The 21,952-nt window shown below is 30.3% G+C and carries 18 protein-coding genes; 13 read left to right on the forward strand and 5 right to left on the reverse strand.

Translation table 11 applies throughout. The annotated features are described in order from the left end of the window. Window positions 1–4: 4 nt before the first annotated feature. A complete protein-coding gene (gene asnB / locus AC2GW8_RS13405; RefSeq protein WP_440880381.1) occupies window positions 5–1,666 on the reverse strand; it encodes an asparagine synthase B in 1,662 nt (553 codons plus the stop codon). Between the two features lie 593 nt (window positions 1,667–2,259). Here asnB and AC2GW8_RS13410 point away from each other — a divergent pair. From AC2GW8_RS13410 to trpA, 8 genes are all read left to right on the forward strand, one after another. Next, window positions 2,260–2,430, forward strand: coding sequence for a hypothetical protein (locus tag AC2GW8_RS13410; protein ID WP_440880382.1), 171 nt, complete (start codon window positions 2,260–2,262; stop codon window positions 2,428–2,430). An 875-nt stretch (window positions 2,431–3,305) separates the two neighbouring features. Beyond that, window positions 3,306–4,697, forward strand: a complete 1,392-nt coding sequence (locus AC2GW8_RS13415; protein ID WP_440880383.1) for an anthranilate synthase component I family protein — start codon at window positions 3,306–3,308, stop codon at window positions 4,695–4,697. A 31-nt stretch (window positions 4,698–4,728) separates the two neighbouring features. After that, window positions 4,729–5,319 (forward strand): anthranilate synthase component II, encoded by a 591-nt coding sequence (locus AC2GW8_RS13420; RefSeq protein ID WP_440880384.1) that lies wholly within the window; start codon window positions 4,729–4,731, stop codon window positions 5,317–5,319. Between the two features lie 17 nt (window positions 5,320–5,336). Further along, window positions 5,337–6,326, forward strand: coding sequence for an anthranilate phosphoribosyltransferase (gene trpD, locus AC2GW8_RS13425; RefSeq protein WP_440880385.1), 990 nt, complete (start codon window positions 5,337–5,339; stop codon window positions 6,324–6,326). A gap of 96 nt (window positions 6,327–6,422) precedes the next feature. Next, entirely contained in the window at window positions 6,423–7,211 is a 789-nt protein-coding gene (trpC, locus tag AC2GW8_RS13430) for an indole-3-glycerol phosphate synthase TrpC (protein ID WP_440880386.1), read from the forward strand. A 4-nt stretch (window positions 7,212–7,215) separates the two neighbouring features. After that, complete coding sequence (locus AC2GW8_RS13435) at window positions 7,216–7,863, forward strand: phosphoribosylanthranilate isomerase (RefSeq protein WP_440880387.1); 648 nt, start codon at window positions 7,216–7,218, stop codon at window positions 7,861–7,863. Further along, window positions 7,860–9,038 carry a tryptophan synthase subunit beta gene (gene trpB, locus AC2GW8_RS13440; protein ID WP_440880388.1) on the forward strand — a complete coding sequence of 393 codons (1,179 nt, stop codon included), beginning with the start codon at window positions 7,860–7,862 and terminating at the stop codon, window positions 9,036–9,038. Before AC2GW8_RS13435 ends, trpB begins: the two co-directional genes overlap by 4 nt. Before the next feature lie 13 nt (window positions 9,039–9,051). Next, window positions 9,052–9,834 carry a tryptophan synthase subunit alpha gene (trpA, locus tag AC2GW8_RS13445; protein WP_440880389.1) on the forward strand — a complete coding sequence of 261 codons (783 nt, stop codon included), beginning with the start codon at window positions 9,052–9,054 and terminating at the stop codon, window positions 9,832–9,834. Window positions 9,835–9,927: 93 nt separating this feature from the next. On the opposite strand, the gene AC2GW8_RS13450 is transcribed toward trpA, so the two are convergent. Both AC2GW8_RS13450 and AC2GW8_RS13455 read right to left on the reverse strand, forming a co-directional pair. Continuing rightward, complete coding sequence (locus tag AC2GW8_RS13450; RefSeq protein WP_440880390.1) at window positions 9,928–10,908, reverse strand: hypothetical protein; 981 nt, start codon at window positions 10,906–10,908, stop codon at window positions 9,928–9,930. A 2-nt stretch (window positions 10,909–10,910) separates the two neighbouring features. Further along, window positions 10,911–11,939: a threonine ammonia-lyase gene (locus tag AC2GW8_RS13455; protein ID WP_440880391.1), complete on the reverse strand. Its 1,029-nt coding sequence runs from the start codon at window positions 11,937–11,939 to the stop codon at window positions 10,911–10,913. Window positions 11,940–12,067: 128 nt separating this feature from the next. Between AC2GW8_RS13455 and AC2GW8_RS13460 the strand changes: the two genes are divergently transcribed. Both AC2GW8_RS13460 and recQ read left to right on the forward strand, forming a co-directional pair. Further along, the gene (locus tag AC2GW8_RS13460; RefSeq protein ID WP_440880392.1) at window positions 12,068–12,493 is read left to right on the forward strand and encodes an Lrp/AsnC family transcriptional regulator; all 426 of its coding nucleotides are present in this window, start codon (window positions 12,068–12,070) and stop codon (window positions 12,491–12,493) included. A 126-nt stretch (window positions 12,494–12,619) separates the two neighbouring features. Continuing rightward, on the forward strand, window positions 12,620–14,722 hold the full coding sequence (recQ, locus tag AC2GW8_RS13465) for a DNA helicase RecQ (protein ID WP_440880393.1): 2,103 nt from the start codon (window positions 12,620–12,622) through the stop codon (window positions 14,720–14,722). Between the two features lie 426 nt (window positions 14,723–15,148). Here the strand turns inward: recQ and AC2GW8_RS13470 are convergent, their stop codons facing one another. Further along, window positions 15,149–15,406: a hypothetical protein gene (locus AC2GW8_RS13470; RefSeq protein ID WP_440880394.1), complete on the reverse strand. Its 258-nt coding sequence runs from the start codon at window positions 15,404–15,406 to the stop codon at window positions 15,149–15,151. Between the two features lie 1,119 nt (window positions 15,407–16,525). Between AC2GW8_RS13470 and AC2GW8_RS13475 the strand changes: the two genes are divergently transcribed. Together AC2GW8_RS13475 and AC2GW8_RS13480 are read left to right on the forward strand one after the other, a co-directional pair. Next, window positions 16,526–18,835, forward strand: a complete 2,310-nt coding sequence (locus AC2GW8_RS13475; protein ID WP_440880395.1) for a TonB-dependent siderophore receptor — start codon at window positions 16,526–16,528, stop codon at window positions 18,833–18,835. Further along, a complete protein-coding gene (locus tag AC2GW8_RS13480; protein ID WP_440880396.1) occupies window positions 18,835–20,304 on the forward strand; it encodes a PepSY domain-containing protein in 1,470 nt (489 codons plus the stop codon). Before AC2GW8_RS13475 ends, AC2GW8_RS13480 begins: the two co-directional genes overlap by 1 nt. 347 nt (window positions 20,305–20,651) lie before the next feature. On the opposite strand, the gene AC2GW8_RS13485 is transcribed toward AC2GW8_RS13480, so the two are convergent. Beyond that, window positions 20,652–21,242: an SRPBCC family protein gene (locus tag AC2GW8_RS13485; protein ID WP_440880397.1), complete on the reverse strand. Its 591-nt coding sequence runs from the start codon at window positions 21,240–21,242 to the stop codon at window positions 20,652–20,654. 339 nt (window positions 21,243–21,581) lie between these two features. Between AC2GW8_RS13485 and AC2GW8_RS13490 the strand changes: the two genes are divergently transcribed. Beyond that, window positions 21,582–21,770, forward strand: a complete 189-nt coding sequence (locus AC2GW8_RS13490) for a hypothetical protein (RefSeq protein ID WP_440880398.1) — start codon at window positions 21,582–21,584, stop codon at window positions 21,768–21,770. Window positions 21,771–21,952: the final 182 nt, after the last annotated feature.

The raw sequence follows: 21,952 nt of genomic DNA on the forward strand, positions 1-21,952 counted from the left end.
GAATTTAATAAGAATCTTCATGAACAGTGGAAATCGCACGTCCACTAGGTTCATTTACGTTTTTGAAACTAGCATCCCACGCTAAGGCAGTAGGTGTACTGCAGGCAATTGACGGCACAGAAGGAACAGTCAATGAAGCGGTATTGCTAGGGTAATGCTCTTCAAAAATAGAGCGGTAATAATATTCTTCTTTTGCTCTTGGTGTCTGAATAGGAAAACGGTGTTCAGCACTTCTCATCATCTCATCGGTTACAGCTTTTTCAACAACCTCTTTCAATGTGTCAATCCAACTGTATCCAACACCGTCAGAAAACTGTTCCTTTTGTCTCCAAGCAACACTTTCAGGTAAATAGCTTTCAAAAGCTTTTCTTAAAACCCATTTTTCCATTCGTTCACCATTAATCATTTTATCTTCAGGATTGATTCTCATAGCTACATCCATAAATTCTTTATCTAAGAATGGTACTCTTCCTTCAATACCCCAAGCCATTAAACTTTTATTGGCTCTTAGACAATCATACTGATATAGTTTATCTAATTTACGAACATTTTCATCATGAAATTCTTGAGCATTAGGTGCTTTATGAAAGTACAAGTAGCCGCCAAAAATTTCATCTGCACCTTCTCCTGACAATACCATTTTGATTCCCATAGATTTAATTACTCTTGCCATTAAGTACATTGGTGTAGAAGCTCGTATAGTTGTAATATCGTAAGTTTCTAAATGATAAATTACATCTCTGATAGCGTCTAAACCTTCTTGGATAGTGAAAGTAATTTCATGATGTATTGTTCCAATATGTTCAGAGACCTTTTTAGCAGCTGCTAAATCGGGTGAACCTTCTAAACCTATAGAGAAAGAGTGTAGTTGAGGGTACCAAGCTTCATCTTTGTCACCTGACTCTATTCTTTTTCCTGCATATTTTTTTGCTATTGCAGAGGTTATCGAAGAATCTAATCCGCCTGATAATAAAACACCATATGGTACATCACTCATTAGTTGCCTATGAACTGCAGCTTCTAGAGCATCACGTAACTCATCAATATGAGTTTGGTTATTCTTTACAGCCTCAAATTCCATCCAGTCTCTTGAATACCATTTTTGTAAACCACCTTCTCTTGTATAATAGTGTCCAGGAGGAAATACCTCAATTTTATTACAGTAGCCTTCTAATGCTTTTAATTCAGAGGCCACATAAAAAGTACCTTTTTTATCCCAGCCCATATAAAGAGGAATAACCCCCATATGATCTCTAGCTATTAAATATTCATCGGTTGCAGTATCGTAAACAGCAAAGCCAAAAATTCCATTTAAATCGTCTAAAAAGTGTTCTCCCTTTTCTTTATATAAAGCTATAATTACTTCACAGTCTGATTTCGTTAAAAAATCATGCTCGTTTTTAAGCTGTTTTCTTATTTCTTTATGATTATATATTTCACCGTTTGCAGCTAAAACAAATCTCCTATCTTTACTGAATAAAGGTTGTTGACCAGATGTTGGGTCTACGATAGCTAAGCGCTCATGAGCTAAAATACTTTTATTATCACTATATATTCCGCTCCAGTCCGGACCTCTATGTCTAATTTTTTTAGCCATTTCTAGTATTTGAGGTCTCAAAACCTCTGATTTATCCTTTAGATCGAAAGCACACACGATTCCACACATAATTATAAATTTTATATTTACCTAGTTATTTAAATTGATAGTACAAATAAACATTAATAGTTTAATTATTTAAATTGTTTTTCGTTTTTTGATTATATATTAAAACTTTTAATACTTTTTTTGTTTAAATTATTAACTATAGTTGTCTTTTTTTATAAACTCAATGTAATATGTAAACTTTTCATTAAGAGACTATTTTATAAGAAAAAAGAAAAACATTCTAAATAGCTTATAGAATCAGATATAAGTACTTTGTTAAGTTTTAATAATCAGTTTTCTCTTAAATGGGTACAACCTCACCATAGAACTAGTAGCTTGTTTTTTCAGTCCATCTCAAATATGATTCTATTAAAGATTTGACGAAAAAAATACTATGTACTTCCTTAAAATGAGGCAAGTTAAAAGTTTAATAATGAGTTTTTAAAATTTTTGAATCAGTATAACTATAATGTAAAGACTCTTTTATATAAGTCTTTTCAGTTTAGTGAAATTTTTGACCCTAATGCATATTATAAAAAGGAATGCTACCAGTTTTACGGATCATATAGCATAAGGAATATGGAGTTTTTAAAGGGGATCTAAAGGATAAAGTCTTGAATGAAGTAATGGCAACATTCGGAGGGAATGCTAATTGTTTTGTTGCATATTCAGCAAATATAGTAGAAATTAAAGTGTCTCTTTATATTCTTAAAATAACTTCTACCTGTATTATTTCAAAAATACAGTTGTTTGAAGTAGATATTGAATTTTTTAGAGTAAATTGAGTTGAAACGCATAAATATGTATTAAAAATACCAGAAAAATTAAATATACCATATATTTCATCTTTTGACAATCCTTTGTTTTGGAAAGGGCATTCTTTAATAATAGATGAATGCGTTAAAGTATGAAAGGGCCAAATAAAGTTGTGGTTGCTTTAGAAGATTGTGTTTTTAGGGTATTCTTCTTGAGGGGATGCAAAGAAATAATTGAAATAAAGTTAAAGTGGTTGTTGCTTAAACAGAAGGAGTAGCTTCTTTTAAGGGAGATTAGTTGAATTGAAATAAATTACTACAAGAGATAAACAGCTTTGGTGCAAAGAAAATTGCTTTTATGGCTCTTGAAAGAGCTCAGGAATATGAGATAGAAACTTTTATAACAACAGCTAGAGATACTTTTTTAGCGTGTAAAATTTTTTTTGAAGAATTTTATATGTGATGGTAGAGTCTGCTTCTGGAGCAGTAATATTTTATATAAAATCTAAACAGTATATGAAGTCGCAATTAACAATACATTAACCATTACATGTGGAGGAGTAAATATGAGAACTGATAAATATAGGGAGCACTTAAATTATTTTGATTTTTAAAAGTAAATTTAAAGTTGCATCTTACCTAGGTGTTATCCTGACAGGATGTATTATTTTATGTTTTTATCGATGGTACCAATTTGATTCATAAGAAACAATTAAAAAATAAAAGTCAGATAAAATTTGTAAAATAAAAAATCTATTATAAATTTGTAATTCAATGATGATACAAAACAACATATGGTGGTGGAACTCTCTTAACTCAAATTAAGTGAGCGCATCCTCTATATAATAAATATAAAAAAAGGCTTATCTCACGATAAGCCTTTTTTTATGCTACAATAAATAAAGATGGAAAAAATAAAATTAAGAACAGTCTCGAAAAAAAAACTTTCAGATACGGTAACACCGGTTGGATTATATTTAAGGTTAAGGGACCGTTATGCGAATACACTATTACTAGAAAGTTCTGATTATCATAGTAAAGAGGAAAGCTTTTCATTTATTTGTATTGATCCTATTTTTGGAATGAAAGCAGAAAAAGATAATTTTACTGTTTTTAAGAAAGGAGTAGAAATAAGTTCAAACAATATTCAAAGTAATTTTAATTTCCTTTTTAATGAATTTACAAATTCAATCGATCTTGATTGCGCTTCAGAATTAAAGTCATTTAATGGACTATACGGCTACACAACATATGATAGTGTTCAATATTTTGAAACGATAAAATTAAATGTTAAACAAGCTCCTTCTTCAATACCAATGATGCAATATAATTTCTACAGATTTATCATTGCTATCAATCATTTTAATGATGAGCTTACCTTAATCGAAAATATAGAGGAGGGAGAAGAATCTAGTATTAAAGAAATAGAGACTATCGTTGAAGCACAATTTTACAACACGCAAAAATTTGAAATTGAAGGAGAAGAAAGTTCAAATTGTTCAAACGAGGAATTTAAAGAGTATGTTAAAAAAGCAAAAGAACACTGCAAAAGAGGAGATGTCTTTCAATTGGTTTTATCAAGGCAATTTCAGCAAAAATTTAAAGGAGATGACTTCAATGTATATCGAGCATTACGATCAATAAATCCCTCACCATATCTTTTTTATTTTGATTATGGAAGTTTTAAGTTAATGGGATCTTCTCCAGAAGCACAAATAAAAATAAACGAAGGAAAAGCGGTGATTAATCCTATTGCAGGAACTTTTAGGAGAACTGGTAATATGGTGGAAGATATAAAATTAGGGAAAAAGCTGTCTGAAGATAAGAAAGAAACAGCAGAGCATGTTATGTTAGTAGATTTGGCTCGAAATGATTTAAGTAAACATGCAGACAATGTAGAGGTAGAGGTTTTTAAAGAAGTTCAGTATTTTAGTCATGTTATTCATTTAGTATCTACCGTTCAGGGTAAGATAAAAGGTAATCCAATAAAAATAGTAGGAGATACATTTCCTGCAGGGACACTTAGTGGAGCTCCCAAATACAAAGCAATGAAATTAATTGATACATATGAAAATCAGTCTCGAGGATTTTATGGAGGGGCAGTTGGCATTATAGGTTTAGATGGAGCTGTTAATCTAGCTATCGCTATTCGATCTTTCGTGAGCAAAAAGAACGTATTATATTATCAAGCTGGCGCAGGGATTGTAATTCATTCAAGTGAAGAAGGCGAGTTACAAGAAGTCAATAATAAATTAGCAGCTTTGAAAAAAGCGTTGATTTTAGCGGAAAAAGTTTAATAGATAAAAGAACTAAATAGAAAATAAATCAATGAAAATATTAATTTTAGATAATTACGATTCGTTTACATACAACCTAGTTCATATGGTTGAAAAAATTACTGATATATATCCAGATGTGTATCGTAATGACGAAATCGGTATTGACGAAATCGGAGTTTATGATTTAATTATACTATCGCCAGGACCAGGAATACCAAGCGAAGCAGGAATATTAAAAGAGGTAATAGCAAGATATGCAGGAAAGATACCCATTTTTGGAGTGTGTTTAGGTTTACAGGCTATAACAGAGGTTTTTGGAGGAAGTATTCTTAATATGAATGAGGTTTTTCATGGTGTAGCAACAGAAATGAGAGTTGTGCAAAAAGAGGCTTCTATTTTTCAAGATATTCCAGAAACATTTCTAGCAGCAAGGTATCATTCGTGGATTGCTTCAAAAGAGGATTTACCAAATGTTTTGGAAATTACGGCTATTGATGAAGAAGGTGGTATCATGGCAATTCGCCATAAAGAATATCAAATAAGTGCGGTACAATTTCACCCAGAGAGTATTCTAACAGAGGTGGGAGAAAAGTTGGTAAGTAATTTTATAACCAGTGTTAGAAATAAAATTGTAGCTTAATTTAAAGAGTTTAAATAATGAAAGAAACCCTTGAAAAATTATTTGAGAATAAAAAGCTTTCAAAGTTAGAGGCCAAGAACCTATTATTAGATATTTCTCAAGAAAAGTATAATGAAGCTCATTTAGCATCATTTTTGACTGTTTATATGATGCGTCCAATTACTGTAGATGAGTTAGCTGGCTTTAGAAATGCATTATTAGATTTAGCCGTAAAAGTTGATTTTTCAGCTTATAATACGATAGATATTGTAGGAACAGGGGGCGATGGTAAAGATACTTTTAATATTTCGACATTAACATCTTTTGTCGTCGCTGGAACTGGTCAGAAAGTAGCAAAGCATGGAAATTACTCAGTTTCATCAAAATCAGGTTCTTCGGATATGCTAGAAAGTTTTGGTTATGAGTTTACAAATGATGAGCAAATACTAAAGTCTCATTTGGAAAGAGCAAATATTTGTTTTCTTCATGCTCCAAAATTTCATCCAGCAATGAAAGCTGTTGGCCCTGTTCGAAAAAGTTTAAAATTAAAAACTTTCTTTAACATATTAGGACCTTTGGTAAACCCTAGTAGTCCTCAAAATCAGTTTTTAGGTACCTTTGATTTAGAGGTTGCAAGGTTGTATAATTATATTTTACAAGAGGAGAAATCAAATTATGCCATTGTACATTCTTTAGATGGTTATGATGAAATTTCTTTAACAGGAGAGTTTAAATTATTCTCAAAAGATGGGGAACAGCTTATTAAACCTTCGGATTTAAACATGTTTAGATTGAAACAGTCTGACATACACGGAGGTAATTCGGTTAAAGATGCCGTTAAAATTTTTAAAGCTATTTTAAATGGTGAAGGAACAAAGGCACAAAATAATGTTGTTCTTACAAATGCTGCATATGCTTTAAAAATTATGAATAAACAAAAAACATTTGAGGATGCATTTGAGGAAGCAAAAGACTCGTTATTTGGCTTAAAAGCAAAAAAATGTTTAGAAAAATTAATAATGAATTGATAGAAGTACTATTATTTAAGGTTTTAAATTACGTTTTATTTCGATAAGATTAAAGTATTAGATAGTAGGCATAGATTGAAAGTTAACAATTAAAAAATGACAATACTTGACAAAATAGTAGCTTTTAAAAAAAAAGAAGTAGCTAAAATTAAAGCAGAAGTACCAGTAAAAAAACTAGTAGAAAGCCCTAATTTTAAAAAAGCACAATTTTCCTTAAAAGAGGGATTAATAACCAAATTTTCTACAGGAATTATAGCGGAATTTAAAAGACAATCACCATCCAAAGGAATTATAAATAATGATGTTTCTGTTCTAGAGGTTACTAAAGGTTATCTGGATGCAGGAGTTGCAGCACAATCAATTTTAACGGATACTTCATTTTTTGGAGGATCTATGACAGACCTAATGGAAGCAAGGACGATCAATCAACAAACACCAATATTACGTAAAGATTTTGTAGTTGACGGTTTTCAAATTGTTGAAGCAAAGGCGATTGGAGCAGATGCAATATTACTTATAGCAACATGCTTATCTAAAAAAGAAATAAAGGATTATGGTCAATTAGCTTCTGATTTAGGATTAGAAGTTTTGTATGAAGTACATACACAAGAAGATTTAGATAAAATTTCAGACTTAGATGGTAAAATTATAGGAATTAATAATCGAAATTTGAAAACGTTTGAAGTCGATCTCGAGCATTCTATCGACTTGGCTAATCAGATTCCAGATAGTGCGGTAAAAGTTTCTGAAAGTGGGATATCTGACCCACGAATTATAACAGGACTTAAAGAATACGGGTTTCAAGGTTTTCTAATCGGAGAAAATTTTATGAAAACAGATAATCCAGGACTTGCCTGTCACGAATTTATAAGTCAAATTAGATAAATAAATGAATAATATACCTATGAAGCTGAAAGTTTGTGGAATGAAGTATGTAGAAAATATAAAGCAGGTTGCCATATTGAAACCAGATTATTTAGGCTTTATTTTTTATGAAAAATCAAAAAGAAATTTTGAAGGAATTATTCCAGACATAGATAAAAGAATTAAGCGGGTAGGCGTTTTCGTAAATGAATATATAGAAATCGTAGTATCACTAGCAGAAGAATATAAATTATCTTTATTACAGTTTCATGGAGAAGAATCTACTGATTATATAGAAGAAATAAGAAAGTATTTACCTAATACAGAAATTATAAAGGTTTTTAGTGTTAAAGATACATTTGATTTTACAATGCTAGAGCCCTATGAAGGTAAAGTAAATTATTTCTTATTTGACACAAAGGGTAAAGAGAAAGGGGGCAATGGTGTCTCTTTTGATTGGAAGGTATTAGCTAATTATAATTCTAAGACTCCATATTTTTTAAGTGGAGGAATAGGATTAGAGGAATTAGATGCGATAAAAGCGTTTATAAAATTGCCACAGGCCAAACAATGCGTTGCTCTAGATGTAAATAGTAGATTTGAAATTCAACCAGGAGAAAAATCAATTAAAAAGTTAAAAGAGTTTATAAAACAAATAAAAAAAGAATTATGAAATTTCAACCTGATAATAATGGATATTATGGGCAGTTTGGTGGGGCTTTTATTCCAGAACTCTTATACCCAAATGTAAAAGAATTAAAAGATAATTATATTCAAATTATCAATTCATCAGAGTTTCAAGAAGCATATAAAGATTTATTAAAGCATTATGTAGGTAGGCCAAGTCCGTTATATCATGCAAAACGTCTTTCAGAAAAATACAATACGACTGTTTATCTTAAAAGAGAGGATTTAAATCACACAGGAGCTCATAAAGTTAATAATACTATAGGTCAAATCCTGATAGCAAAATACTTAGGAAAAACAAAAATCATAGCAGAAACTGGAGCTGGTCAGCATGGAGTAGCGACAGCTACTGTTTGTGCTCTTATGGGATTAGAATGTGTTGTTTTTATGGGAGAAACGGATATTAAACGTCAAGCACCTAATGTTGCTAGGATGAAGATGTTAGGAGCAAGAATTATTCCAGCTACTAGTGGAAGTAAAACTCTTAAAGATGCCACAAATGAAGCAATTAGATATTGGATACAGCATCCGGAGACTTATTATTTGATAGGTTCTGTTGTTGGGCCGCATCCTTATCCTGATATGGTAGCTAGACTACAGGCAATAATTTCAGAAGAAATAAAAATACAATTAAAGGATCAAACAGGTAATGAAAACCCTGACGCCATTATAGCCTGTGTTGGAGGCGGAAGTAATGCGGCAGGTGCTTTTTATCACTATTTGAATAATGATAAAGTTGAATTAATTGCAGTGGAAGCTGCTGGATTAGGTGTTAATTCAGGAGAAAGTGCTGCTACGTCGCAATTAGGTGAAGTAGGAGTTATTCATGGAAGTAAAACTATTTTAATGCAAGATGACTATGGACAAATAGTTGAACCTTATTCAATTTCGGCAGGTTTGGATTATCCAGGTGTTGGACCGTTGCATGCGTTTTTACATGAAAGTAAAAGGGCCAAATTTATGAATGCTACGGATAAAGAAGCTCTGCAAGCAGCATATGAATTGACAAAAATAGAAGGAATTATTCCTGCTTTGGAAACAGCACACGCACTTGCTGTATTGCCAAAAATGGATTTGTCTAAATACAATACAATAGTGATAAATTTATCAGGAAGAGGTGATAAAGATTTAGAGACATATATACAACACTTAGATAAATAAAGAAGAAATAATAATGAATACACTACAGAAGTTATTTAATCAAAAAACACACAATTTATTATCCATCTTTTTTACAGCTGGTTTTCCAAATCTAAATGATTCTGATAAAATAATTCATGAGCTTAATAGTGCAGGAGTTGATTTTATTGAAGTAGGTTTACCTTATTCTGATCCTATAGCTGATGGTCCAACAATTCAACATAGTAGTTCCGTAGCTTTGAAAAATGGAATGAATTTAGATGTTGTCTTTGATCAATTAGAAAGAATTAATGAGACTAATAAGACGCCATTGGTGTTGATGGGGTATGTAAATCAAATTATAAAGTATGGCGAGGAAGCTTTTTGTAAACGTGTAAAAGCTTGTGGTATTGATACTTTAATTTTACCAGATTTACCAATGATTGAATATGAAAATCATTACCAATCACTTTTTGATAAATATGGTTTAAGTAATGTGTTTTTAATAACACCTCATACATCAGAGGAGCGTATTCGAAAAATTGATCAATTAACTGATACATTTATTTATGTCGTTGCCTCTGCCTCTATTACAGGAGCAAAGGGTGAAATGTCTGATGATCAATTATCTTATTTTAAGCGAATAAAGAATATGAATTTAAAAAGTCATTTGATTATTGGATTTGGTATTTCAGATAATAAAAGCTTTACTTCGGCCTGTGAGTATGCTAACGGAGCTATTATTGGGTCAGCATTTATTAAAGAATTAGATAAATTTGGAATTAGTGGAGTACCTAATTTTATAAAGAAAATTAAAGGGGAAAATGCTTTAGTTTGATGTTCTTTTATGAGAAAGGAGCATTAATGCTTAAATGCTCCTTTTTTAGTTTAATCAATTCACCCTAATTTTATGATGAATAAAAAAGCAGTACTACGAAGACGCACTATTATGATAAACTTTCTTTGTATACATTGCAATGGACAGATCAAGAATTCCTACCCCAGTAAGGTCGCATATTATTAGATTATCGGTTTTTTTTCTAATTTTTTTTTGAATGCAAGCGTCACTAAATTCTTCAACTTTTGATAGATTTACAGAGCTGTCCTTTAAAACAGATCTTAACTCACCAAGCTCTAAAGATTGTGATTTTAAATCACATATAAATCGATCAGCAATTGAAAATAAATCAGTAGATAGCTCATTTTTGGTAGGAGCATCTGCTCCCATAGCTATGATTAATGTTGGTTTATTTTTATTTATCATAGCAGCGTTTAAAATAGGTTTTGTGGCACTGGTTGCGGTAATTATAATGTCAGCATTTTCAACTGCTTTTGCCGCAGAATTATAGGCTTTGCTTTTAATTTGAAGCTTATTTTCAAAAGATGTGGCTAATTCTACAGAGCGTTTAAAAGTTCTACTATAAATAGCAACGCTAGAGTAATCACACACTAATTGTAGGGCTTCTAATTGCATATTTGCTTGAAGACCAGCACCGATTACAGCCACTTTAGTAACTTTTTTAGGAGCAAAATAATATGCTGCAAGCGCCCCAGAGGCAGCGGTTCTTAACTGCGTTAAAACTCCACTATCATCTATAATTGTATCTAATTTGCCAGTTTTAGAGGAAAACAAACACATACAACCTTGAGATGTTTTTTCATTTATTTGCCGATTATTTGGGAAATTTCCTGCAATTTTAACTACGTAATATGGATACTTTGGATAATAAGCAGATTTAACGCATACTTGAGAGTTTATTTCTTGCATAGGGATTTGTTGAATTGAAGGAATGACTACTTCATTTTTATTTAGAAGACTAAAAGCTTCTTCCATTATAGGTAACAAGTCAATACTCAAAGTAATATTATTATTAATCCATTCAAAGGGTATAATTGATGGTGTATTTCTCATTATTATACTTGATTATAAAAAGTTAATGATTGATTCAGTATTTTTGAGTCTACATTTCGTCCACTTGCCACAGCAATTACGGTTTTACCTGTTAGTTTTTTATGTGTTTTACAGATAATTCCAAGACTACAAGCGGCACTAGGCTCTAAAACAATTCCAAAGTATTTCATAGCACAAGCGATTCCCATTAAGGCATCATTATCATTTACACAGGCTATGTGAGCTATTTTATTTTTTAAAATTTCCCAAGGAAGTATGCCAGGTATTGGATTTGGAGGCATGATAGCATCACAAATTGATTGCTCATTTACTGCTGTTTTTACTCTTGTTCCTTTATCTAAAGACGCAGCCCAGCAACGATTGGCGCTTGATTCAACTCCTATTAAGTCAGCATTTTTGAAAAATAGATCAGTACTTAATGAAAAACCACTTAAAAGTCCTCCTCCTGAAGCAGGAATATAAAACTGATCTGGGTTAATTTTTTTATCTCTTAATTGCATTGCGCACTCTAATCCTGATATTCCTTGTCCTGCAATCACATGAAAATCATCATAAGGGTGTATTAAAGTTAGTTTTTTTTCTAGTACATATTTTTTCGCAATTTCTTCTCGATTTTCGTTTTTAGGGTCAAATAATATAACATTTGCACCAAAATTTTTTGTGTTTTCAATTTTTATTTTAGGAGCAGATTTAGGCATAATTATGGTAACGGGTATTTTGAGTAAATTACCAGAGTAAGCCAATGCTTGAGCATGATTTCCTGTAGAAAAAGCAACAACACCTTTTGTTTTTTGTTTTTGAGATAAAGAATGTAATGCATAAAAAGCACCTCGTATTTTAAAAGCTCCAATCGGAGTTAAATTATCGCATTTTAAGTATAACTTAATTCCATATTTTTTGTCGAAAAGTGGAGAATAAAGTAAGGGCGTTTGTTGTATTATAGGCGCTAATATATTACTTGCATTTTGCACATCATTTATCGTGGGTAGCTTTATGTTTTTAGAAATAGATTTAGTGGTACTGTTTAGCATATAAATAATAAGATTTTAATAAAGCACAAAATTCGTAAGCATTGTGGTATTTGTGAAATGGATTTTAAGTTTTAAAGCTTCTTTTACCTTTGAAATAAAGTTTATCTTTATCAAAAAAAATAAAATCGATGGTTGATAATATTGATTTAAAAATTATTTCAATTTTAGAACAACATGCAAGAATGTCCTATGCAGAAATAGGAAGGGAAGTTAAGTTATCGTCTTCTGCTGTCAGGGAGCGAATTCAAAAAATAGAAGATTTAGGAATAATTGAAAAGTATACTATAAGGTTGAATCACAAATTGCTAGGGTATGGTTTGCAGGCCGTGGTACTTGTGAAAGCCCATGAGGGAAAATTATCTTTGTTGTTTAAAGAGGTTCAAAACTATTCAGAAGTACAAGAAGCTTTAAACATTATGGGAGAATATAATGTGCACCTAAAAGTTATAGTTAAAGATTTAGATGAACTTCAGTCTTTTTTAAATCAACTTATCGTTTATGGAGCAACTACTACTTTCATTACGAATAAAATTGATTTTCAGGACTCATTATAGGAAGTTAAGATTAATTTGCATAAAAAATATTTTTTGTTATTTCTTACAAGAAATAAACTTTAGAATTTTTAGTATCAATATCAATAATTGATTTACGATACTGTTTTTTTAAACTATTTTTGCGCTATGTCAGAGATTAAAGAAAAAGAATTATTATTAAAGCTTAAAGCTAACTTCGGGTACGACAGTTTTAGATTAAAACAGCAAAAAATTATTGAAAATATTCTTGCGAAAAGAGATACTTTGGTTATTATGCCTACAGGAGGAGGTAAGTCCATTTGTTATCAATTACCAGCGTTGTTTTTTAAAGGAATAACGATTGTAATATCTCCTTTAATTGCTTTGATGAAGGATCAAGTAGATAGTTTAAGAGCAAATGGTATTTCTTCAGCATATTTTAATAGTAGTCAATTACCGCAAGAACATGAACAGGTTTTTGACGGGATTGCAAAAGGTGTTATTAAACTTTTATATGTAGCCCCAGAAAGTTTACCGCTGCTACAAAATATACTTAATCAAACGTATGTAAGCTGTATTGCGATTGATGAAGCGCATTGTATTTCTTCTTGGGGGCATGATTTTCGGCCTTCATACAAGCAGTTGGGGTTTTTGAAAAAAAGTTTACCAGACATTCCTATAGTAGCATTAACAGCTACAGCAGATCGAGCAACACAAGAAGATATTTTAAATCAATTAGCAATTCCTCATGCAACACGATTTATTAGCTCTTTTAACAGAGAGAACATAACTTTAGAAGTTAGATCAGCAAATGATAGGGTAAAACAAATTATTAATTTTATAAAGGACAGATCAAATCAATGTGGAATTATTTATTGTTTAAGTAGAAAAACTACTGAACAACTAACAGAAAAGCTTAAAAGCAGTAATATTGTTGCCATTGCCTACCATGCGGGGCTCTCTTTTGAAAAAAGAGCCGAAGCACAAGAAGCTTTTATAAAAGATGATGTAGAAGTTGTTTGTGCTACAATAGCGTTTGGAATGGGAATAGATAAGTCTAATGTAAGGTGGGTTATTCATTACAATATGCCAAAAAATATAGAGGGGTATTACCAAGAAATTGGAAGATCAGGAAGAGATGGACTACCTTCAGAGGCTTTACTTTTTCATAGTTATGCCGACGTTATTCAATTAAGGAAATTTATAGAAAATACTGGAAATAAAGAGGTACAAGAGGCCAAACTAGAACGAATGAAACAGTTTGCAGAAGCTACTGACTGTCGACGAAAAATTTTGTTAAATTATTTTGGAGAACTTGTAGAAGAAAATTGTAATAATTGCGATGTATGTAAGAATCCTCCAAAGTTTTTTGATGGTACATTAATTGCACAAAAAGCATTATCTGCCATTTATAGATTAAAAGGTAAAGAAGCTATGGGAATTGTTATTGATGTGTTAAGGGGAGCGCAAAACGCTACCGTTATTGATAAGAACTACCAATTATTAAAAACATATGGAGTTGGTAAAGAGATTTCATGGAGAGATTGGCAGCATTATTTAATTCAATTAATGAACCAAGGATATTGTCAAATAGCATTTCATTTGAATAATGCGTTACACCTTACCGAATTTTCAAAGAAAGTACTTTTTGAAGGAGAAAAAATAAAACTAACGAGTCCTGTTGTAATTAAAAAGGAAGAAAATGTTGTTAAAAGAATTAAAAAAGAACGTTCAGATAATACGTTATTTGAAAGATTAAGGCAGCTTCGTTATCAAATATCTAAAGAAGAGGATATAGCAGCCTATTTAGTTTTTAGTGACGCTACTTTAAGAGAAATAGAAAAAGTTAGGCCAATAACAGATAACGAATTTTTATCTATAAGTGGAGTGGGAGAACGAAAGCTTGAGGTTTATGGAGGAGAATTCATGGAAGAAATTAAAAATTTTTTAAATGAAAAGAAAAAGAAGAGAAAGGATACTACTTTAGAAACTTATAAATTATATACGGAAGGCTTAACCGTTGAAGAAATAGCTATGAAAAGGAATTTAAAGTCAACCACTATTTTTTCTCATTTATCTAAACTATATCTTGAAGGGAAAGACATTAACCTGAATAAGTTTATAACACCAGATGTTTTAAAAGAAATTGTTAATGCCAAAAAAGTTTTGAAAGGTGAAGTTGCTTTAAAACCTTATTTTGAGTTTTTAGGAGAAAAAATACCTTATGAGCAAATTAGAATAGGGCTTACAATTTTACAAAAAAAAAGCTAGTATTTTTAAGTTGATTAATTAGTTTTCTTGTTGTAATTATAAGATAGAATTTGACTGAATTTTTAGAATTGAATTAATCATTTTAGTAATTTTTTTACCTTTTTTAATTTAGTTTGATAAGTTCTGAAGTTAAATTTTTTCTAGCTTGATATTCATATCTCTTTTTGAAAAAATCGGTCTTGTAAATTGAATCTTTTTCTAGAATCTTACTCAATACTTTTTTCCTTCCTTTACGATATATAAAATCGGGATATATTTTATATTCTTTCCTAATATTTCTAGTATATTTCAAATATTCTTTTTGACTTTGCCCTAAATTATTAAGTCCAAATCTAATAAAATATTTGTATCATAGTTGTTTGAAAAATTATGTTCTTTTGTAGCTTCAATTTGAATTTTACATTATTCAAATTAATAAAAGATGTATTAGATTCTCTTTTCAAAGGTCAATACACTTTGTAATTCATTATCACTTTGAGTTGGCTCGTATATAATGTCATGATAATAAATTGAAAATAATAAGCTGTCAAGATCTACTATTTTAGATTTAACTTTATCTAATTCAAATAACATTTTTTCGATGTGTTTAAGATTGTGATAATAACGATGTTTTGAGGAGTAACTGGCTTCAATTTCGAACCAACATTTCAAATTATAGCTTTTATTATTAGAGTATTTTTTCATTAGATCTAAAATTTTTTTTTAACCATATTTATCTTTTATTAACATTTGAAGCGTTATCGCCATTCTTTTTTTTAGCTAGATATTATAAAATATTTATTAGATTTTCATAAAACCTTTTTTTTGCTTTTGAATCATTATTATTAATAATAAATTGTGTCAATGGGTTGTTTCTTTGTTCTAATTTGAAATATATTTAATTGTTATTCAATTTATTATTTTTATAATGCATTATTGGGACCGATGGTTTGTTGTTGAGGTATAATTCTTGAGATTCACCAATAAAAAAAAATTTTTATTAGAACTTAAACCTAACAGTACTGGATATTTTATAACGGAGAGATCTTTATTTGAAATACTAAAACCATGTACTTGTACTTCACTGTCTTTTAATTCTTGCATTTTATTTAGATAGCTATTTTTTATTGGTGTTAAATTAAATATCCCGCTTAGACTAAAATAGAAAGAATATTTGAGCTTAAGCTTTTATTCATTAAGTAGGTTATAAAGGTAAGATGACCTCCTGCCGAATATCCACATAGTATATGTTTTTTTGAACTACCGTTATATTTAGATGCATTTTCGTGTATTCATCGGGTGGTCATTATGATATCATCTAAAATAGTTTTCATCGTTACAGCTTGGATAAGTCGATAATTAAGAGCATAAGTTGTTATGTTGTCCTTAAAAAAGGATTCTGTTACAAAATAATAACTTTTTATCCAAAGTTTTCCAATAGGCTCCATGAAAAAAAATAATACCGAAGAGTTTTTGTATTGGGCGGTAATATATCCATAGATTGTAAGATATTCTTTCCATATTTTAAATCCAAATAGGAGGAATGATGAGATCTTGTTCTTTCTGATTCGATTTTATTAATACTCATTAAATATTGAAAATCAAGATTTTTATTTTTTTAAAAGTAGCTTTTAAAAAAATATATTAATGCAACTATGTTGCATTAATATATTTTTTGCATATTTGCAACTCAGTTATTTTTACAGATTCATAATCGGAGTAGAAAGCAAAATAGGTTTGTATGCCTTCAAAATGAGTATTAAAGTGTATGTGTAACAAATTATTCAACTGGATATAATTATATAATCATTTTCTCTAAAAGTTATGAAGTTCAGGATCATTTTCACTTTATTATTGATTAGTCATTTTTTTATTTGCGCCCAAAAAAGCAAAGAAATTTCACTTGTAGACGCTAAAACAAACAATACGATCACTAATGCAAGTATTTTAAATAAAACTATAAATAGAGGTACTACATCTAATACTCATGGAGGTTTCCAGATTATTGGGAGTCCCAAAGACACAATTATAATTACACATATAAATTATATGAAGAGAATTTTCATACTTAAGGATATTCCAAAATTAATTTATCTACAACCCAATGAAACCAGACTAAATGAAGTAGCTATAACTGCTCATAGAAAAAAGATTTCAACGATTAATAAACTTTCCGTGAAGGACATTGATCTTCCTTTAATAACCAATGCTATTTCTGCTGGAATAATGGAAGAACGTAATCCAACAGATTTGGGGGATGCTTTAAAAAGTGCTACAGGAGTGCGTCCTATTAATAGATATGGAGGGTTTCAAACTTTCCGAATTAGAGGATTTAACAACTTTGTATTACTTGTTGATGGTGTTAGAGACGAGCGTCACAATCTTTCTACGAGTGCCCCATCAACTAATTTAGCAAATGTTGAACGTATCGAGGTCTTAAAAGGGCCTGCTAGTGTATTGTTAGGACACTCAGCTTTGGGAGGAGTCATTAATATTATTCGTAAAAAACCGACCTATTTTCAAACAGGAAATTTCAATGTTACATATGGTTCATTTGATACTTATAAAATGTCTTTAGGAATTGGTGGTCCTATTTCTAAAAACCTCCATTATCGTACTGATTTTGGCATTACAAGAAGTAGTGGATGGAGAGCTTTCGGTGTAGTAACAAACAATGGCTCTTTGATGTTTGATTACCAGCTTACAAAAAATGATAGAATAGAGATTTATCTGCAAGCTAACAATGATCAATATGATACGGATACTGGTATTCCAGTAGATGATGATGGTTCTCTTATAGAGGGGATGAATCCAGAAACGCGTTATAATGACCCTCAAGATTATTTAAAACACAAAAGAATTGATACACAATTAAAATATACCCATCATGTAAATGAAAAGCTAAGCTTTAGTAATCATTTTTCTTTGTCTGATGACAATATAGATTATCTTTCAACAGAATTTTTGGAGCTTAATAAAACCCGAGATACTCTTACTAGGTCATTCCCTTTTTATTTTAATCATAAAACTTTTACGCTTCAAAATCAGCTTGATTTAAATTACAATTTTAGTACTGGTACTATTAAGCATAAATCGTTGTTTGGATACAGTTTTAGTCTTCTTAAACGTAAGTCTTTTCGTGGAGATGTAATCGGTTCAGGTACTTTTACTTCGATTGCTATTCAAAATCCAATTCTTAATCAAGGTAATATTGAACCAATAGATAAAAAGGTTAACGTAAGAGAGGAATTAGTGAATGCTGTCTATTTTCAAAATTGGATGAAATTTTCAGATCAATTAAAGGCACTAGTAGGTTTAAGATACGATATATTTTCTGGAACATATTACGTAGATCAGCTAAACCCTGATAGAACTATTTTAAAATCAGGCGAACAAACGAGTATTCCTTCTACAGTTTTAACTTACCGGTTAGGAGCAGTCTATCAACCTATCAAATATATTAGTTTATTTACCTCTTATTCTAATTATTTTAAACCTTCAAGAACTATTGCGCCAAACGGAGCGATTTTTGATCCTGAAAAGGGATTTCAGGCAGAGTTAGGTATTAAATGGGAAAAGCCTACTTTAATTTCAGCTTCAATCTCTGGGTTTTATTTGGTTAAAAACAATATTGTAGAGCGGAATGCAATGGATGAGTTTGATCAAATTGGAGAAGCAGACTCAAGAGGTATCGAAGTAGATTTACAATATATAGCTACTCAAGGACTAAATATAAAAGGAGGGTACGCATATGTTGATGCTAAAGTAAGAGCATTTGATAAAATAGCTTTACAAGTAACTAGAGCAGGTAATAAGCTTAGATTCTCACCGGAACACATAGCAAACCTTTGGATTAGCTATGGTTTTCAGAATAAAAGTTTGAAAGGATTAGGGTGTGGTTCAGGAGTTAATTATACGGGATCTAATTATACAGACTCAGCTAATAGTTTTGAGTTACCTTCCTATTATAACTGGGATGCTACGATATTTTATAAAACGAAAGTAGGCATCAGAATTGCATTCAATCTTAATAACATAACGAATCAATTATATTTTACTGATGCTATTTATGGAAATCAATTTTTCCCAGGAATGGGGCGTAATTTTAAATTGTCATTAGGCTATCAATTCTAATGAAATTGAAGGATATATATAAGTTACATCATTATTTAGGAACATTTTTTTTCATAATGTTTTTAATCTGGTTTTTGTCTGGCTTTGTAATGATGTATAAAAGTTTTCCTTTTCTTTCTCAAAAAAAAAGAATAGAACATAATCAGGTTGTAAGTTTAGAAGAGAGTTCTTTAGTTCATCCTTCTATAGTTTTTGAAGAGTATCAACAAGAAAGTAACAACTCTCTGAGAGTGAATACTATTTTAGGAAAAACGGTTTATCATTTAGTTACGAATGAAGGCAAATTGGTTTCACGTTTTGCTCATAACAAAAAAGGCATAAAAATAAACAAACCTTTGGCAATAAAAATTGCCAGAAACTTTACAGGAATCAATTCAAATGCTATAGCAACAGTTCTTAATAAGGTTGATCAGTGGATTCCTCGTCCTAGATATTTGAAACATCTTCCTGTGTACAAAGTAAAATTTAAGGATCATCTAAATACTTTTGTTCATATTTCTTCACAAACAGGAGAAGTATTAAGCCAAACTTCATATACTGATCGTTTATGGGCATGGTTGGGACCTATTCCTCATTGGCTATATCTCAAAGAAATTCGTTCGTGTAAAACATTATGGAGCCAACTTTGTATTTGGTTATCTTTACTTGGCTTCATTATGTCATTAAGTGGCATTATCACTGGGGTTGCACGGTATAGAAAGAAACCTAAGGCAAGGTTTAAACGTTATAAAAATAAATGGTATAATGTACATTATTACACAGGTTTAGTTTTTGGGTTATTTATTTGTACTTGGATTTTTAGTGGGTTTATGAGTATGTCTCCATTCAATTGGTCTCAAGGTGCTATATTATCAGCAAAGGGATCAAAATTATGGCACGGGAGGTCTGATTATTTGAAGAACATAACCGATGAAGAATGGACTAATTTTAAGCACTCTATTATGTCTAAATCGGTAAAAGAAGCTCATTTTTCTTCTTTTTCAGGGAAGTTATTCTCCATTCAATTTCAGACGAATTTAACAAGTTCTATTTGTCTTAGTAATTTATCATATAGACTTTCGGAAGCTGATTTGTCAGAACAAGTTAATTATTTAGATACCGTTGATTTCGTATATAATATAGAACAAATTAAAGACTATGATAATTATTATTATGACAGACACAATAATAAAAAATTACCTGTATATAAGGTGTCTACTAAAAATGATATTGTATATTATGTTGATCCAGCAAATGGAAAAATGTTGTTGAGAAGTGATATTAAGAACAAACTTGAGCGTTGGTTGTATCACGGATTACATAGCTTGGATTTTCATTTTCTTATCAATAATCGTCCACTATGGGATATTGTTATGATACTACTTTTATTAGGAGGTACAACGGTAAGCCTTACAGCAGCAGGTTTAGGAATAAAATTTATTTTACGTAAAAGACGAGGTTTTTTAAAACGAAGGTATAAAAGAAGATAGGATCACATTAACATTCAGTACTTTTAAATTGATTATCATTTTTAGTCGATTTATATAATAATGTAATTACTTTACGTATTGGATAGCTTCAATTTCGAAAAAATAAATCAAATACTAGTTTTTATAATTTGTATATTTTTAAATTAAAATTAAAGTCTTCTGTTCGGTCATATTAATGTTTTTCTTTTCTCAAATATTACTTTATTTGTTTTTTTATTACAAACCTATCCTACCAAGATATTATAGAATATTGAAATTATCATAAAGTTTAATTTTTTATTAAAATTATATATGAAAAATAAACTACGAAAAATAATGTATTTAAATTTTTCGTAGTTTATCTTTCTTTATTCAATGCTCTCAACTTCTTGTTTTAGTTCAGTATTAAAAGTTATAAATAAGGGTAAACTAAAATTAGCAGCGCTCTCTGCAGTAAATATGTCATTTCCTTCACCATTATATTCATCAGACTGAATAAATCTTGTTTGGCAATCAGATATTTTTTCTACTATGTATTGATGATTATCAATAAATCCATCAAAAGGAGGCGATGTTTGATCAGACCATCCAAATCGCTCTCCCTCTACTAAAATTAATACATGAGGAAAATCAATTGTTTCATTTTCATTTAAAAAAGTAGCTTGTATTTTTCCTCCATTAGTGATATCTCCTGAAATACCTTGTAAAGAGGAGCTCCAGTTGGGCATGTGATTCCAGTCTGTTAAAACACTCCATACCGCTTCAGGAGAAGCATCAATAATTATCTCTGAATATATACTAAAATGATTTTCTTTAATTTTTGTTACGAATCCTGTGCTTTTTTCCATTGAAGTATTGGTTGTGCAGGGGTCAGTATTATCATCTCTACAAGTTGTAAATAGCATAGCTATTGCTAAAATTAAAGCGAAGTAATTCTTGAAATTGATTGATTTATTCATAATTATTATATTTTTTTTTGAAATTAAACAGAAGAATTTATTTAATTGTGTATTAATTACTGTTTATCTAGTCCTTTTTACTTTTTTCAATATTATGTGATTTTTGGGAGTTGTGTTTATCGAAAAAAACGGTCTTAAAAGTATCCGTAGATATTTTTAAAAAGGTAAGTAGTAGTATTTATCCCAACATATTTCATCAGTTAGTTCATCTTTTTGTTTTTGGAATAAAACGATTCTTATATTATTTTTTTGATTTTGTAATAAATAAACCTATTAACGGATTTCCATAAGTCCATATTCCTTCATAGGTTTTAGATTTATATAAAACTTCCTTTTTTTTTGATTATAATTTTAACGTTTAATAAACTAAATAGCTACAATATTTTTAACTTCAATTTGGTTGAGAGAGACAATGAAGGTATGAGTATTCTTTTTGGCACACACTTGAACGAAGTCCTTTTAGATTTCATTGGATGGTATATTGATGAATTAATTAAAGAATCTGGGAAGAAAATAACAAATAATTGAAACTGTTATATACTTTTAAAGGTAGTCAAAAAATAAATGAAAGGAGGTGTTTCTTTGAGTTGAGGTAGAATAGAAAACATATATAAGTAGTTTGTTTACAGGTTTAAAGACTTATAAAATTTTAAAACACTTGATTAATTAATATGAGCGAGTAGTTTTGTAGAAAGTGAATTTGACTGTTT

It is taken from the genome of Tenacibaculum profundi (assembly GCF_057162725.1).

Excerpts from the sequence above, each read along its gene's own strand:
- AC2GW8_RS13450 (WP_440880390.1), bottom strand. The coding sequence starts at position 10,908 with ATGAGAAATACACCATCAATTATACCCTTTGAATGGATTAATAATAAT.
- trpD (WP_440880385.1), top strand. The coding sequence starts at position 5,337 with ATGAAAGAAACCCTTGAAAAATTATTTGAGAATAAAAAGCTTTCAAAG.
- AC2GW8_RS13480 (WP_440880396.1), top strand. The coding sequence starts at position 18,835 with ATGAAATTGAAGGATATATATAAGTTACATCATTATTTAGGAACATTT.
- AC2GW8_RS13475 (WP_440880395.1), top strand. The coding sequence starts at position 16,526 with ATGAAGTTCAGGATCATTTTCACTTTATTATTGATTAGTCATTTTTTT.
- trpB (WP_440880388.1), top strand. The coding sequence starts at position 7,860 with ATGAAATTTCAACCTGATAATAATGGATATTATGGGCAGTTTGGTGGG.
- AC2GW8_RS13455 (WP_440880391.1), bottom strand. The coding sequence starts at position 11,939 with ATGCTAAACAGTACCACTAAATCTATTTCTAAAAACATAAAGCTACCC.
- trpA (WP_440880389.1), top strand. The coding sequence starts at position 9,052 with ATGAATACACTACAGAAGTTATTTAATCAAAAAACACACAATTTATTA.
- asnB (WP_440880381.1), bottom strand. The coding sequence starts at position 1,666 with ATGTGTGGAATCGTGTGTGCTTTCGATCTAAAGGATAAATCAGAGGTT.
- AC2GW8_RS13485 (WP_440880397.1), bottom strand. The coding sequence starts at position 21,242 with ATGAATAAATCAATCAATTTCAAGAATTACTTCGCTTTAATTTTAGCA.
- AC2GW8_RS13415 (WP_440880383.1), top strand. The coding sequence starts at position 3,306 with ATGGAAAAAATAAAATTAAGAACAGTCTCGAAAAAAAAACTTTCAGAT.
- AC2GW8_RS13435 (WP_440880387.1), top strand. The coding sequence starts at position 7,216 with ATGAATAATATACCTATGAAGCTGAAAGTTTGTGGAATGAAGTATGTA.
- recQ (WP_440880393.1), top strand. The coding sequence starts at position 12,620 with ATGTCAGAGATTAAAGAAAAAGAATTATTATTAAAGCTTAAAGCTAAC.
- trpC (WP_440880386.1), top strand. The coding sequence starts at position 6,423 with ATGACAATACTTGACAAAATAGTAGCTTTTAAAAAAAAAGAAGTAGCT.
- AC2GW8_RS13420 (WP_440880384.1), top strand. The coding sequence starts at position 4,729 with ATGAAAATATTAATTTTAGATAATTACGATTCGTTTACATACAACCTA.
- AC2GW8_RS13470 (WP_440880394.1), bottom strand. The coding sequence starts at position 15,406 with ATGAAAAAATACTCTAATAATAAAAGCTATAATTTGAAATGTTGGTTC.
- AC2GW8_RS13460 (WP_440880392.1), top strand. The coding sequence starts at position 12,068 with ATGGTTGATAATATTGATTTAAAAATTATTTCAATTTTAGAACAACAT.